Here is a 13,229-nt window from a genome sequence, read left to right as displayed (position 1 = left end):
CCGCTACGGCACAGGGACATGCCGTAGTGCCGAGGATCAAGGCGAGCGTGCAGGTCGGTCAAAGACCGTTATAGCGGGGATTCAGGCCAAAATGGCCAGACTTCTTGCTGTGGCGAAGGCAATAAAAATGCCGCATGCGCGAGCGCGCTGCGGCGTGATGAGGTAACAGCAAGAACTCTGTCGCGGCCAGGCGACGGCGCGGGGCGCTATTTGGATTGCTGTTCCGGCCGATCGCCGAAGAAACGCCGGTTGGCGGCTTCGGCCGCACGGCGGCAGAGTTCTTCTCCTGCCTTCGCGCGGTCTTCCTTGCACAGGCGCTGGACTTCTTTGAGGCGCTCGGGATGGGCAACGAGGAAGTCCACGGTTTCCGTCGGTTGGGATGGTCCACAGCCCGTCAGTGCGGCAACCATCAGCAGCGGCAGGAATCGGGTCATGGCTTGGGTCCTTTCAGCAGGTGGATCAGGAGTCCTCGGCGGCGCTGGAGCCATCCGCCGAATCAATGGAGGCCACTCGTTCGATGAACCGGGCCAGCATTTCGGAGGGCTCCACGTCACGGTGCAGCAGATACGTGGCCAGCATCTGCGGCTTGCCCGCCAAGCGCCGGGCCACAACACCTGGCCCACGGCCGGATGCAATGTGCGCGGCGCCCGCCAAACCGAGCGCCAATCCGGCTGAGACCAAGGTCATCATCACCTCATAGGACGCCACGCGCTGGGCGATCAGTGGCTGTTGCTCGTAGCGCTGCAAAACGCGATCAACTTGGCGTGCATGGCCTTCGCATATCGCCGGATCGCATAGCGCCAGCGGATAGCGCAACACTTCTTCCAACGGCACGTGCTTGTGGGCCAGAACAGGATGGCGAGCTGGGACCGCCACCATCAGTTCGTCTTCCCATGCAGGCCTGACCACAATGCCGTCGCCCACCTCTTCGGCCATCGAAAAGCCGACGTCATACAGGTCATCGTGCAGACCCTTGATCTGTTGATCCAACGGCACCTCAAATAGCCGAACATCAATCTCTGGATCTTCCGCTCGGCACTGTGCCAGCAGCGTCGGCATTCGCGAGGGCGTGATGCCATCGGACAAAGCGATGCGCAACTGTCGCTGAAACCCACTGGCGGCGGACTTGACGCCGTCACACGCCTGTTTCAGAGCTTCGAAGATTCGCGGCACCCGCTCCAGGAATGCCATTCCGGCAAAGGTCAGGCGGGTGCTTCGCGTGGTTCGCGTGAACAGTTGCGCCCCGAGCTCTTCCTCTATCTCCTTGATGGTGCGCGACAAAGGGGACTGATCGATGTGCAGCTTTTCCGCTGCGCGGCCGAAGTGAAGTTCTTCGGCCACCGCTATAAAGCAACGTAAATGCCGAAGCTCCATGGTGTATCTCATCCAATTTAAAAGGCCTTGACGAATTCCGGCACAACTGCGAAAAGGTCCGCCTCCAGCCCGTAGTCGGCCACGCTGAAGATCGGGGCCTCGGGGTCCTTGTTGATCGCCACGATCACCTTGGAGTCCTTCATGCCGGCCAGGTGCTGGATGGCGCCCGAGATGCCGGCGGCAATGTACAACTGCGGCGCGACGATCTTGCCCGTCTGGCCCACTTGCAGGTCGTTGGGGGCGTAGCCCGCATCCACGGCAGCACGGCTGGCGCCGATGGCAGCGCCCAGCTTGTCGGCCAGGGGGGTGATGACTTCGTCGAACTTTTCCTTGCTGCCCAGCGCACGGCCACCAGACACGATGATCTTGGCGGCGGTGAGTTCGGGGCGGTCGCTCTTGGCGATCTCGCTGCCCACGTAGCTGCTCTTGCCAGCGTCGGCGGCCGCAGCAGCGGTTTCGACAGCGGCGCTGCCACCCGTGGCGGCGGCGGCGTCAAAGCCGGTGGTGCGCACGGTGATGACCTTCACGGCATCAGCAGACTGCACGGTGGCGATGGCGTTGCCGGCGTAGATGGGGCGCTCGAAGGTATCGGCGGAGATGACCTTGGTGATGTCGCTGATCTGGGCGACGTCGAGCTTGGCAGCCACGCGCGGGGCCACGTTCTTGCCGCTGGCGGTGGCGGGGAACAGGATGTGGCTGTAGTTGCCGGCACCACTGCCATGGAGTGCCAGCACCTGGGCGGCCACGTTCTCGGCGAGGCCGTGGGCCAGGCTGGCGCCGTCGGCGTGGATGACCTTGGCAACGCCGGCGATCTGGCTGGCTTGCTGTGCGGCAGCGCCGGCGTTGTGGCCGGCCACCAGCACGTGCACGTCGCCGCCGCAGGCTGCGGCGGCCGTCACGGTGTTGAGCGTCGCGCCCTTGATGGTCGCGTTGTCGTGTTCAGCGATTACGAGTACGGTCATGTCAGATCACCTTCGCTTCGTTCTTGAGTTTCTCGACCAGGGCGGCCACGTCGGCCACCTTCACGCCGGCGCCGCGCTTGGCGGGTTCGCTGACCTTCAAGGTCTTCAGGCGCGGGGCCACGTCCACGCCGAGGTCTTCGGGCTTGACGGTGTCCAGCGGCTTTTTCTTGGCCTTCATGATGTTGGGCAGCGTGACGTAGCGCGGCTCGTTCAGGCGCAGGTCGGCGGTGATGACGGCGGGCAGCGTAAGGCTGAGGGTTTCCAGGCCGCCGTCCACTTCGCGGGTCACGGCTGCCTTGTCGCCGGCGATCTCGACCTTGGAGGCGAAGGTGGCTTGCGGCAGGTCGGCCAGCGCCGCCAGCATCTGGCCGGTCTGGTTGCAGTCGTCGTCGATGGCCTGCTTGCCCAGGATCACGAGGCCGGGCTGTTCATTGTCGATCAGGGCCTTGAGCAGCTTAGCCACGGCCAGCGGCTGCAGTTCTTCATTGGTCTCGACCAGGATGCCGCGGTCGGCACCGATGGCCATGGCGGTGCGCAGCGTCTCCTGGCATTGGGACACGCCGCACGAGACGGCGACGATCTCCGTTGCCGCGCCTTTCTCCTTGAGCCGCACAGCCTCTTCGACGGCAATCTCGTCGAAGGGGTTCATGCTCATTTTGACATTGGCGATGTCCACGCCGCTGCCATCGCTCTGGACGCGGACCTTGACGTTGTAGTCAACCACCCGCTTGACGGGAACCAGGATTTTCATGGGAGGGTTTCCTTTCAGGATCATTCAGAGTTGATCATCCGCCAGGGCCAGCGTGCTGGCGGCGCCGCCCGTGACGATGTCGCGCAACATCGGCGCCTGCACTAGGACATGCGCTGCGTAGTGGCTGGCCGTGGCACGCTTGGCGCCGAGAAAGCCCGCATCGCCAGATCTCGCCGCGAGTTGCGCAGTGGCGGCTTCGGCCATGCGCGCCGACAGCCAGCCGCCGATCACCGTGCCCGCCAGCCGCAAGAAGGGCACGGCGCCCGCCGCGCACTGCGCGGGTTGGTCGTCGTGGGCCAGCAGCCAGTCGGCCGCGTCCCCCAGCGCACGCGCCGAAGCCGCTAACACGCCGCCGATCTGCGCCAGCGCGGCATCGGGCATCTCGGCCAACCGGCGCGCATCGCCGTCGATGCGGCCCAGCAGTGCCTTCAGCGTGCGCCCGCCCTCGCGCGCCAGCTTGCGGCCAATCAGGTCGTTGGCCTGGATGCCCGTCGTGCCTTCGTAGATGGTCGTGATGCGCGCGTCGCGCAAGTGCTGTGAGGCGCCGGTTTCCTCGACGTAACCCATGCCGCCATGCACCTGCACACCATCGGACGTGATGCCCTGTGCGCTGTCGGTGCACCAGCCCTTGACCACCGGGATCAGCAGGCCGACCAGGGCCAGCGCCTGCTCGCGCTCTTGCGCGTCGGCGTGGCCTGCGGCGCGGTCCATCTGGCCGGCGCAGAAATAGGCCAATGCGCGCATGGCCTCGGTGCGGGCCTTCATGTCCATCAGCATGCGCCGCACGTCCGGGTGGCCGGCGATGGTGGTGCTGCCGCTGAGCAGTGGCTTGCCCTGCACCCGCTCCAGCGCGTAGGCGCGTGCGCGCTGGTAGGCGCGCTCGGCGATGCCCACGCCTTCAAGGCCGACGTTCAGCCGCGCATGGTTCATCATCGTGAACATGCAGGCCAGCCCCTGGTTCGGCTCGCCGACCAGGTAGCCGATCGCGCCCCCGCAGTCGCCAAAGCTCATCGACGCCGTGGGGCTGCCGTGGATGCCCATCTTGTGCTCGATGGAGGTGCAGGCCAGGTCGTTGCGTTCGCCCAGGGAGCCGTCGTCGTTGACCAGGTACTTCGGGCACAGGAACAGCGAGATGCCTTTCACGCCGGGCGGTGCATCGGGCAGGCGCGCCAGCACGAGGTGGACGATGTTCTCGGCCATGTCGTGCTCGCCCCAGGTGATGAAGATCTTGTTTCCGCTGACGCGGTAATGGTCGCCTTCGGGCACGGCGCGACTGCGCAGCGCGGCCAAGTCGGAGCCTGCTTGGGGCTCGGTGAGGTTCATGGTGCCGGTCCAGCGGCCCGCGACCATGGGCTCCAGGAAGCGGCGCTTGAGTGCGTCGCTGCCATGGTGCGCAATGGCTTCCACCGCGCCCAGCGTGAGCATCTGGCACAGGCTGAACGCGAGGTTGGACGACTTCCACATCTCCAGCACGGCTGTGGACACCAGCGTGGGCAGGCCCTGGCCGCCCCATTCGGTGGCAGCGGGCATGCCGTTCCAGCCGTTCTCGCAGAAGCTGGCCCAGGCTTCGCGAAAGCCATCGGCTGGCGTGACCTGGCCGTCGTGCCAGCGCGCGCCCTGCACGTCGCCGGTGCGGTTCAGCGGATCAAGCACGCCGGTGGCGTAGTGGGCAGCCTCCTGCAGGATGGCCTCGACCAGGTCGGGCGTGGTTTCTTCATGGCCCGGCTGGGCACAGATCGCATCCAGGCCTCCGACTTCCTTCATCGTGAACAGCATGTCGCGCAAGGGCGCGGCGTAGGTAGACATTGCTTACTCCTCTTTGTGGGTTCAACCCGTCTGCCCCATAGGGCATACATCCATGCATGACCCTACCCACCAGGACAAGGCCCGGTCGATCAACCGCTTCAGGGCGGCTGAATTTCTCAGGCGGCTTACGACGCGATTAGTTGGTATGACAAGATTTCTAGAAGCCGCTGAAGCGTGTGAAGTTCTCGACCGGCTCACGCTCGGTGCGCACGCGGTTCACCACGGCCGCCGGGTCGGCATAGCCCAGTGCCATGCCGCACAGGACCATCTGCCCGTCCGGGATTTGCAGGGCTTCAGCCAGAAGGCGCGGGTAAAGGGTCCACGCCATCTGCGAACAGGTATCCAGGCCTCGTGCGCGGGCCGCCAGCATGATGTTCTGTAAGAACATCCCGTAGTCCACCCAACTGCTCTGCACCATGCGCCGGTCCAAGGTGAAGATCAAACCGACCGGCGCATCGAAGAAGGCAAAGTTGCGTGCATGTTGAGCGCGCATGGCATCCGTATCTCCCTTGGAGATTCCGACTGCGGCATAAAGAGCGAAACCGCACCGACGCCGCCTGGTCAGGTAGGGCTCGAAGAACTCGGCCGGGTAGATGTCGTATTCGGACTGGTGCTCTCCCTCTTCATGGTGAAAGGCGTGCAATACACGGTCGCATAGGCGCTTCCTCGCCTCGCCCGCCACGGCAATGACATGCCACGGCTGGGTGTTGGTGCCACTGGGCGCGCTGGCTGCCACCGACAGAATCTGGGCCACCGCTTCTTGCGACACCGGGGTCGGCAGAAAGGCGCGCACGGAACGACGTTCGCGCATCACCGCATCAATCAGCATGTTGCGCAAAGGCACGGCGCAGACAGACATTCACTCTCTCCTGGTTGCTGGGCTATTCGGGTGAGCACACCGACATGCCGTTGCCGAAGAAGCATTCATGCGAATGCATCGATGCCGAACGTCCACGGGTCGTCCCTGGGTGTGCTACCAAGCGGTATTCTGGGCACTCGGCACATACGCGTCTTGCCCGCCAGTGCATGGCGAGTTGACTTTGTATGCACAAGGCAAAATCCGGTTGACCGCAGCCGGACGCTACATCGTTAGCGGGCCGTTTTCTTGGTGTAATTTCGGATTCAGCGCCAGCTATCGTTGCTCCCTTTGACCATGTTGAAACCCGTCGTCACTGTTCCTGTTTTTGCCGTGCATGGCCTGCTCGACGGCGCGCGCAGCAAAGGACTGGCCACCGAGTCCTGGCTGGATGGCGTTCTGGCGCAGGCCCGCATCGCCGAGTCGCTGCTGCATCTGGAGCAGTCGCGTGTGACCATAGAGCAATACATCGCACTCTTCAGTGCCGTGAAGAACAGCTTGGACGACGAATGCCTAGGCCATCTACACGGTCGGCCGTTGCGCTGCGGCAGCTTTGCGCTGATGGCTCGCTCTACGCTCGGGGCCAAGACGCTGGCAGCCGCCTTGCAGCGCGTGAGTGCATCCTTCGCCCTGCTGCAGGACGACGTGGCGCTTGTGCCCGTCTCTGATGGCTTGCTCAAGGGTGCTGCTCTGGACGTGCGCCACGCCCTGGGCAAACATTCAGACTTCCTGCACGGGCTGCTGTTGCGCGTTTTCTGGCGTCTGCTGGTATGGCTGCACGGCGGCCGACTGGTGCCCAGAGGGCTCGATTTTGCCTTCGAGCCACCGCCGCGTGCCGCAGACTATGCCCAAATCTTCTCGGGCACGTTGCGGTTCGGGCAGGCGCGGTCGGCGGTCTGGTTCGAGGCATCCGCATTCACGCAGCCGATGCGCCGTGACACCGCCGCGCTCCAGACCTTTTTGCGTGCCACACCGGGCAACCTGATCGGCCCGCGTCTAATCGAGCGGACAGCCAGCGCGCGGGTGCGCGCGCTATTGCAGCAAGCGTGCCCGGAGTGGCCCGATCTGACTGTCGCCGCGCAGCGCTTGCACATGTCGGTCAGCGCACTGCAGCGGCATCTGGCCGTGGAGGGCAAGTCCTTTCAGGTGCTGAAGGACGAGTTACGGCGCGACATGGCGATCGTTCGGTTGACCAGCACCGATGCCGCGCTGAGCGCCATCGCCGCCGAGTTGGGGTTCGCCGACGGCACCGCCTTCCAGCGGGCCTTCAAGTCATGGACCGGCAGCACGCCAGGCGTCTATCGTTCGCGCACCCAAAAAACGTAGCGCTGCTTCGACGCGGTCGCACTCAAAGCGACGAGCACAGATGCCCGCCATCCACTGGCACGCAGGCGCCGGTCATCCACGACCCGGCCTCGGTCGCGAACAGCAGGAACAGACCGTTGAGCTCCTCCGGCTTACCCAGGCGGCGCATCGGGATGCGCTTGATAAGCGCCTTGCCATGGTCGGTATCCCACATGGCATCGGTCATCTCGGTGTCGATGTAGCCCGGCTCGATGGCATTGACGCGAATGCCGTGGCGCGCCCATTCGAGCGCCAGGCTCTTGGTCATGTGCACGACTGCAGCCTTGGACGTGGCATACAGCATGGCGCCCGGCATCACGCGTTCGCCCAGGATCGATGCGATGTTGATGACTGAGCCTCCCCGCCCCGCATCCACCCAGCGCTGCGCGGCACGCGCGGCCACCAGCCACACGCCGCGCACGTTGGTCTCCATCAGCGAGTCGAAGTCGGACGCAGGCAGCGTGAGCGACAAGGCGTCGTTGGAAGCCCCGGCGTTGTTAACCACCACGTCGAGGATGGTGCCCGAGGCGTCTATCTCGGCGAAGGCGTCGTCGATGGACTGCTCGGAAGCCACATCCATTTCCAGCACCGTGACCTGAGGCGAACCGAGCTTTTCGAGTTCCTGGGCGAGTTTGTCGAGCCGCGCCTTGCGCCGCGCCCCAATCACTACCTTGGCCTTGCAACCAGCAGCCAGCCGAGCGAAGTTCTCGCCCAGGCCCGACGAGGCCCCCGTGACCAGCACCCGCTTGCCTGCCAGCATTGCACCCAGATCCATCATCGTCTCCTTGCATCTTCAGTTCGCCGTCGATGCCGGGAGGTTAGCGCAGGGCCGCTCGGCTGCGGGGTTGCCTCGCTCCCCCATCCGTCGAAAGAGGTGCCTTGTCAGTTGATCGAGACCATCCGTCATTGCCGCGCCAAGCACCGCTGCCTACGATTGCCTGTATGCCTTGGGTACCCTGAGCGCCGCACGAAAGCACGCCACGGTGTCGACGCTCCGGTCCCGATGGGCTGCGGCGTCTGGGGGCAGATTCAGGAGACGACAAGTGCTGCAACAGTCACCCATGGAATGGTCCATCGACCATGCGCCCATCGAGGGCAGGATAGATGCGACGGAAGCGATCCTCAAGGACTCCTTCCAGCGCTGGAGTCTTTCCTCCCCGGCGAAGCCTGCTGCATTCCAGGCGAAGTTGCGGCGACACGAACTCGCCGGAGCCTCCTTGGTATGCACCGTGACCGGTGCTTGCGTCGAGCAGTCTCCTCCTGGACATTCGTCATTCGACGATGAGTTCTGCCTGGGGCTGCAGCTGAACCTGAGCGGCCGAGTACAGTTGCAGCAGTGGGACACGCCAATCTGCGAGGGCGACATGTTCCTCTGGCGTACCGATCAGCGGCAAGACTATGAGGTGCTGGAACGAACCCACAGCGTGTCGTTGATGATTCCCTGGCAGCTCATGCGCGAGCATCTACCGGGCCGCAAGCAGCCGCCCGCAGCCTGCCGCATTGACAGTCACACAGGCGTGGGCTCACTGCTCAGCCAACACCTGATGGGGTTGGCAAAGGAGATCGGCGCCGTGCCGCCCTCCGCCCACGTCGCCCTTTGCCGCACGGTGATCGGGCTTCTGGACATTGCGCTGCCAGAGCCGGAGAGCGCCACTCGATTCACGGCCATGGCCGCGTTGCGCGAACGAGTACTTGCCTACATCGCCCAGCATTTTCAAGAGGATGACCTGAGTCCGGCACGCATCGCCGCGGCGCACGGTATTTCACTGCGTTACCTTCATGCGCTGTTTGCGCAGGGCGATACCACGGTGGTCGGCCACATCCTGGAAAGCCGATTGCAAGCGTGCTGGCGGACACTCGTTGACCCGGTCTGCCGGCATCTGCAGGTCTCGGCGATCGCCTTTCACTGGGGCTTCAACTCCACCAGCCATTTCTGCCGCGCATTCAAACAACGCTTTGGAGTGTCGCCCAGCGATGCACGCGGCATGACTGCTCACGGCTCCGCCATCGGCCCGGTCGAGTCAGCCGGGCTTTCCCTTGCACACGCAAAGTCAACTTGCCATGCACTGGCGGGCAAGACGCGCACGGGCTGAATGCCGACCATATGCCCTGGACAGACTGAGAACGCAGAGATTCGACGCTTCGCCCGCCCCGTTGTGGGTATGCGGGCATGACCCGGGGCCGCATCGCTGGCCAAGTTTTCAAACCTTCATCGTACAAACCTTCTGAGGAGCGCTCCCATGCTGCCGCAATTGCACCGTCAACCCTGGATGGACAGCGACATCGAGACCTTTCGCGACCAGGTGCGCCGCTACATCGCCGCCGAGATGGCTCCGCACCTGCCCGCTTGGCGCGAACAGGGCTACGTCCCGCGCGAGACCTGGCGGCCCTTCGGCGAGATGGGGTTCATGCTGCCCGAAATGCCCGAAGCCTACGGCGGCACCGGGGCCAGCATTGCCTACCAGCTGGTGGTACAGGATGAGTTGACCAGAGCGGAAATGCCCAACAACGTCCAGGTGAACAGCATCGCTGCGCACTACATCATGGACTACGGCACCGAGGAGCAGAAGCAGCGCTGGCTGCCCAAGCTGAGCAGCGGCGAGATGCTGCTCGGCATTGCGATGACCGAACCCGGCTGCGGGACGGACCTCAAGGCCATCGCCACCCGCGCGCGCCGTGATGGCGACCACTACGTGATCGACGGTGCCAAGACCTTCATCACCAACGGCTACACCTGCAATCTGCTGATTGTGGTCGCACGCACCGGCGAGGCGGGCAGCCGAGGCCTTTCGCTGATCGTGGTGGAGACCGAGAACCTGCCAGGGTTCCGCGTGGGCCGCCTGCTCGACAAGATCGGCCTGCATGCGTCGGACACCGCCGAACTCTTCTTCGACGGGGTGCGCGTGCCGGTCGATCAAGTCCTGGGGGGCGTCGAAGGGCTTGGTTTCAAGCAGTTGATGGGCCAGTTGCCCTACGAACGCATGACCATCGCCGTGCCTGCGGCGGCCATCATCGACCGGGCCCTGGAACTCACCGTCGAATACACGAAGGAGCGCAAGATTTTCGGCGCACCGCTGTTCGAGATGCAGACCACGCGCCACAAGCTGGCCGAGATCGCCACCACCGCTCACGTGGTGCGCACCTTCGTCAACGACTGCATCCAGCGGCTGCTGGACGGAAAGCTCGACGCCGAAGCCGCGTACATGGCCAAGTGGTGGTGCAGCGAGCAGCAGTGCCGCGTGGTGGACGAGTGCCTGCAGATGTTCGGCGGCTACGGCTACATGTACGAATACCCGATCGCGCGCATGTACACCACCTCGCGCGTGCAGAAGATCTACGGCGGCGCGAACGAGGTCATGAAAGAACTGATTGCGAGGAAGCTGTGAACGCCTCGCACATGCTGCAAAAGCCACTGCACGGCGTCCGTGTGGTGGAGTTCGAAGGGATCGGGCCGGGCCCGCTGGCCGCCATGATGCTGGCCGACATGGGTGCCGAGGTGATTGCGCTGACACGGGCCGAGCAGGCCGCCGGGGCGCAGCCGCTGGGCGGGGCGGCGGCCAACCCGCTGCACCGGGGCAAGACGGTCGAGATCACCGACCTGAAGTCGCCCGGCGGCAAGGCGCGCGCCCTGGATCTGATCGGCCAGTCCGACGTTCTGATCGAAGGCTTTCGCCCCGGCGTGATGGAACGGCTGGGGTTCGGCCCCGCCGAATGCGCGGCGCGCAACCCCAAGCTGGTCTATGGCCGGATGACGGGCTGGGGCCAGGACGGCCCGCTCTCCCGGGCCGCTGGCCACGACCTGAACTACGTGGCGCTGACGGGCCTGCTGTCGCTGTCGGCCCGCAAGGGGCAGATGCCCATCGTGCCGCCCTCGGTGCTCGGGGACGCGGCCGGGGCGCTGGGCATGGCCTTCGGTGTCGCCTGCGCGCTGGTCGATGCGCGCGGTAACGGTAGGGGCAGTGGCCGCGGCCGGGTCGTGGATGCCGCCATCATCGACATCGTGGCCATGATGGGCACGCTGGTGCATTGGATTCGCGCCAATGGGCAGATCGACGGCACGAAGCCGAGCCCGTTTCACGATTCGCCGTTCTATGACGTGTACGCCTGTGCCGACGGCGGCTTCATCAGCCTCGCGGTGGTGGAGCCCGCGTTCCACGCACTGCTGCTGTCGAAGCTGGGCCTGACGGACGTGAACCCTGCCGACCAGTACGACACGACGACGTGGCCAGCGCTGAAGGAGCGCATTGCGGCCCTCATCCGCAGCCAACCCAGGGCGCACTGGTGCGCGTTGCTCGAAGGCAGCGACGCCTGCTTCGCGCCCGTGCTCAGCCTGGCCGAGGCGGCGCGGCATCCGCACAACGCGGCACGGGGTATCTACCAGACCACCCCCTCCGGCGCCATCGAGGCGGCCCCGGCCCCACGGTTCCAGGCACTCAACGCAATTACTTAGGAGACCAGAAAATGACCAGCACCACCCAGCCCATCCGCGGCTGCCCGTCCACCACGGGCAACGAACGCCAGCTCAACACCACGACGCTGATCCGGCACGCCGCGCGCACCCACGGGGACCAGGAGATCGTCTACCGCACACCCGATGGCGGCTGGGATCGCTACACCTATGCCGACTGCTACGCGCGCGTCTGCCGCAGCGCCAATGCGCTGCGCGCGCTCGGTGTCGAGCCGGGCGACCGCGTCGGTGTGCTGGACTGGAACAGCCGGCGCCACTTCGAGCTGTACTGGTCCATCCCCGGCCTGGGCGCGGTCATGCTGCAGATGAATCTGCGCCTGGGCGCCGAGGACCTGGGCTACGTGGTCGGCCACAGCAAGGTGTCTTACGTTTGCGTGGACGAGTCCTTGCTGCCGATCGCCGAATCCGTCGCAGCGAACTCGCCCCAGATCAAGGGCTGGATCGTGATGACCGACAAGCCGCTGGACCAGATCAAGACCACGCTGAAACCGCTGCTGCACTACGAAGACCTGCTGGCCGCTGCTGATGCCAAGATCGACTGGCCCGAGATCGACGAAACCTCGGCTTACAGCGCCTGCTACACCACCGGCACCACGGGCAAACCCAAGGGCGTGTACTACTCGCACCGCGGCATCTACCTGCACTCCACGGGCATGGCCACCAACATGGGCATGACGCTGGACGACTGCGTCATGCTCATCACGCCCATGTTCCACGGGCAGTGCTGGGGCTTACCACAGGCCGCCACGCTGCTGGCCGACAAGATCGTGCTGCCGGGACGCTACGCTGCCGAGGACACCAAGCCGCTGGTCGACACCATGATTGCCGAGGGCGTGACCATCACCAACGGCGCACCGGCCATCTTCCAACCGATGCTGCAGTACATCGAGACGCTGCCGGTCAAGCCGGACTTCAGCCGCATGCGCATGCTGTCCGGCGCGAGCGAGCCGCCGCTGTCGATGATGATCGGCTTCCACGAACTCACGGGTGCCGAGGTGGTGCACGGCTACGGCGCCACCGAAGCCACGACGCTGGTGACCGTCAACCGCCTCAAGCCCACGTTGAGGAAGCGCTTGACTCAGGACGAGCGGTGGAATCTCAAGCGCAAGCAGGGCCTGGTCCTGACCGGCGTGGACATCCGCATCCTCGATGCCAACGACCAGGATCTGCCGCACGACGGCCAGTCGGCCGGCGAGATTTGCCTGCGCGGCCCCTGGATCACGACCAGTTACCACGACATGCCCGATTCGGGCGATCGCTTCCTGGAGGGCGGCTGGTGGCGCTCGGGCGATGTCGGCACGGTGGACGAGAACGGCTACCTCAAGGTTACCGACCGCATCAAGGACGTGATCAAGAGCGGTGGCGAATGGATCTCTTCCATCGACATGGAAAACCTGCTCATGGGCCACCCGGCCGTGCGCGACGCCGCGGTGGTCGGGGTTCCGCATCCGAAGTGGCAGGAGCGGCCGCTGGCCCTGGTGGTGCTGAGGCCCGGCCAGCAGGCGACCCAGGAGCAATTGCAGGAACACCTGACCAGCGCCTTCGCAAAGTGGCAGTTGCCGGATCAGATCCTGTTCGTCGAGACCATCCCCAAGACCAGCGTCGGCAAGATCGACAAGAAGCGCATCCGCGTCGAGCAGGCAGAGCGCTACGCCGCCTGAACGCCAC

General features: G+C 64.9%; 12 protein-coding genes. 5 read left to right on the top strand and 7 right to left on the bottom strand.

The window, feature by feature from the left end; all coding sequences use genetic code 11:
* Positions 1–206: 206 nt before the first annotated feature.
* The 6 genes from ACSQ4M_RS04270 to ACSQ4M_RS04245 all read right to left on the bottom strand — a co-directional run bounded on the left by ACSQ4M_RS04270 (position 207) and on the right by ACSQ4M_RS04245 (position 5,752).
* Positions 207–434, bottom strand: coding sequence for an EexN family lipoprotein (locus ACSQ4M_RS04270; protein ID WP_016452519.1), 228 nt, complete (start codon positions 432–434; stop codon positions 207–209).
* 25 nt (positions 435–459) lie between these two features.
* Positions 460–1,374, bottom strand: coding sequence for a LysR family transcriptional regulator (locus ACSQ4M_RS04265; protein WP_016452520.1), 915 nt, complete (start codon positions 1,372–1,374; stop codon positions 460–462).
* Between the two features lie 17 nt (positions 1,375–1,391).
* Positions 1,392–2,336 (bottom strand): electron transfer flavoprotein subunit alpha/FixB family protein, encoded by a 945-nt coding sequence (locus ACSQ4M_RS04260; RefSeq protein ID WP_026382503.1) that lies wholly within the window; start codon positions 2,334–2,336, stop codon positions 1,392–1,394.
* 1 nt (position 2,337) lies between these two features.
* Positions 2,338–3,087 carry an electron transfer flavoprotein subunit beta/FixA family protein gene (locus ACSQ4M_RS04255; RefSeq protein ID WP_035884627.1) on the bottom strand — a complete coding sequence of 250 codons (750 nt, stop codon included), beginning with the start codon at positions 3,085–3,087 and terminating at the stop codon, positions 2,338–2,340.
* Between the two features lie 24 nt (positions 3,088–3,111).
* Positions 3,112–4,893, bottom strand: a complete 1,782-nt coding sequence (locus ACSQ4M_RS04250) for an acyl-CoA dehydrogenase (RefSeq protein ID WP_016452523.1) — start codon at positions 4,891–4,893, stop codon at positions 3,112–3,114.
* A 157-nt stretch (positions 4,894–5,050) separates the two neighbouring features.
* On the bottom strand, positions 5,051–5,752 hold the full coding sequence (locus ACSQ4M_RS04245) for a nitroreductase (protein ID WP_016452524.1): 702 nt from the start codon (positions 5,750–5,752) through the stop codon (positions 5,051–5,053).
* Positions 5,753–6,046: 294 nt separating this feature from the next.
* Here ACSQ4M_RS04245 and ACSQ4M_RS04240 point away from each other — a divergent pair, with 294 nt between their 5' ends.
* Positions 6,047–7,075, top strand: coding sequence for an AraC family transcriptional regulator (locus ACSQ4M_RS04240; RefSeq protein ID WP_016452525.1), 1,029 nt, complete (start codon positions 6,047–6,049; stop codon positions 7,073–7,075).
* A 22-nt stretch (positions 7,076–7,097) separates the two neighbouring features.
* Here the strand turns inward: ACSQ4M_RS04240 and ACSQ4M_RS04235 are convergent, their stop codons facing one another.
* Positions 7,098–7,868: an SDR family NAD(P)-dependent oxidoreductase gene (locus ACSQ4M_RS04235; protein ID WP_026062536.1), complete on the bottom strand. Its 771-nt coding sequence runs from the start codon at positions 7,866–7,868 to the stop codon at positions 7,098–7,100.
* A 286-nt stretch (positions 7,869–8,154) separates the two neighbouring features.
* On the opposite strand from ACSQ4M_RS04235, the gene ACSQ4M_RS04230 reads away from it, so the two are divergent.
* The 4 genes from ACSQ4M_RS04230 to ACSQ4M_RS04215 all read left to right on the top strand — a co-directional run bounded on the left by ACSQ4M_RS04230 (position 8,155) and on the right by ACSQ4M_RS04215 (position 13,222).
* Positions 8,155–9,186, top strand: a complete 1,032-nt coding sequence (locus ACSQ4M_RS04230; RefSeq protein ID WP_017405984.1) for a helix-turn-helix domain-containing protein — start codon at positions 8,155–8,157, stop codon at positions 9,184–9,186.
* A 147-nt stretch (positions 9,187–9,333) separates the two neighbouring features.
* Complete coding sequence (locus ACSQ4M_RS04225; RefSeq protein WP_016452528.1) at positions 9,334–10,479, top strand: acyl-CoA dehydrogenase family protein; 1,146 nt, start codon at positions 9,334–9,336, stop codon at positions 10,477–10,479.
* Between the two features lie 11 nt (positions 10,480–10,490).
* On the top strand, positions 10,491–11,543 hold the full coding sequence (locus ACSQ4M_RS04220) for a CaiB/BaiF CoA transferase family protein (protein ID WP_035884637.1): 1,053 nt from the start codon (positions 10,491–10,493) through the stop codon (positions 11,541–11,543).
* Between the two features lie 11 nt (positions 11,544–11,554).
* Positions 11,555–13,222 carry a long-chain fatty acid--CoA ligase gene (locus tag ACSQ4M_RS04215; RefSeq protein ID WP_017405987.1) on the top strand — a complete coding sequence of 556 codons (1,668 nt, stop codon included), beginning with the start codon at positions 11,555–11,557 and terminating at the stop codon, positions 13,220–13,222.
* Positions 13,223–13,229: the final 7 nt, after the last annotated feature.

The organism is Pseudorhodoferax sp. LjRoot39 (assembly GCF_964253035.1).
GTDB lineage: Bacteria > Pseudomonadota > Gammaproteobacteria > Burkholderiales > Burkholderiaceae_C > Pseudorhodoferax.
The sequence above is the reverse complement of the archived record's forward strand: the minus strand, read 5'-3'. Positions and strand labels throughout refer to the sequence as shown.

Excerpts from the sequence above, each read along its gene's own strand:
- ACSQ4M_RS04265 (WP_016452520.1), bottom strand. The coding sequence starts at position 1,374 with ATGGAGCTTCGGCATTTACGTTGCTTTATAGCGGTGGCCGAAGAACTT.
- ACSQ4M_RS04230 (WP_017405984.1), top strand. The coding sequence starts at position 8,155 with ATGGAATGGTCCATCGACCATGCGCCCATCGAGGGCAGGATAGATGCG.
- ACSQ4M_RS04270 (WP_016452519.1), bottom strand. The coding sequence starts at position 434 with ATGACCCGATTCCTGCCGCTGCTGATGGTTGCCGCACTGACGGGCTGT.
- ACSQ4M_RS04245 (WP_016452524.1), bottom strand. The coding sequence starts at position 5,752 with ATGTCTGTCTGCGCCGTGCCTTTGCGCAACATGCTGATTGATGCGGTG.
- ACSQ4M_RS04220 (WP_035884637.1), top strand. The coding sequence starts at position 10,491 with ATGCTGCAAAAGCCACTGCACGGCGTCCGTGTGGTGGAGTTCGAAGGG.
- ACSQ4M_RS04260 (WP_026382503.1), bottom strand. The coding sequence starts at position 2,336 with ATGACCGTACTCGTAATCGCTGAACACGACAACGCGACCATCAAGGGC.
- ACSQ4M_RS04255 (WP_035884627.1), bottom strand. The coding sequence starts at position 3,087 with ATGAAAATCCTGGTTCCCGTCAAGCGGGTGGTTGACTACAACGTCAAG.
- ACSQ4M_RS04250 (WP_016452523.1), bottom strand. The coding sequence starts at position 4,893 with ATGTCTACCTACGCCGCGCCCTTGCGCGACATGCTGTTCACGATGAAG.
- ACSQ4M_RS04240 (WP_016452525.1), top strand. The coding sequence starts at position 6,047 with ATGTTGAAACCCGTCGTCACTGTTCCTGTTTTTGCCGTGCATGGCCTG.
- ACSQ4M_RS04215 (WP_017405987.1), top strand. The coding sequence starts at position 11,555 with ATGACCAGCACCACCCAGCCCATCCGCGGCTGCCCGTCCACCACGGGC.
- ACSQ4M_RS04225 (WP_016452528.1), top strand. The coding sequence starts at position 9,334 with ATGCTGCCGCAATTGCACCGTCAACCCTGGATGGACAGCGACATCGAG.
- ACSQ4M_RS04235 (WP_026062536.1), bottom strand. The coding sequence starts at position 7,868 with ATGGATCTGGGTGCAATGCTGGCAGGCAAGCGGGTGCTGGTCACGGGG.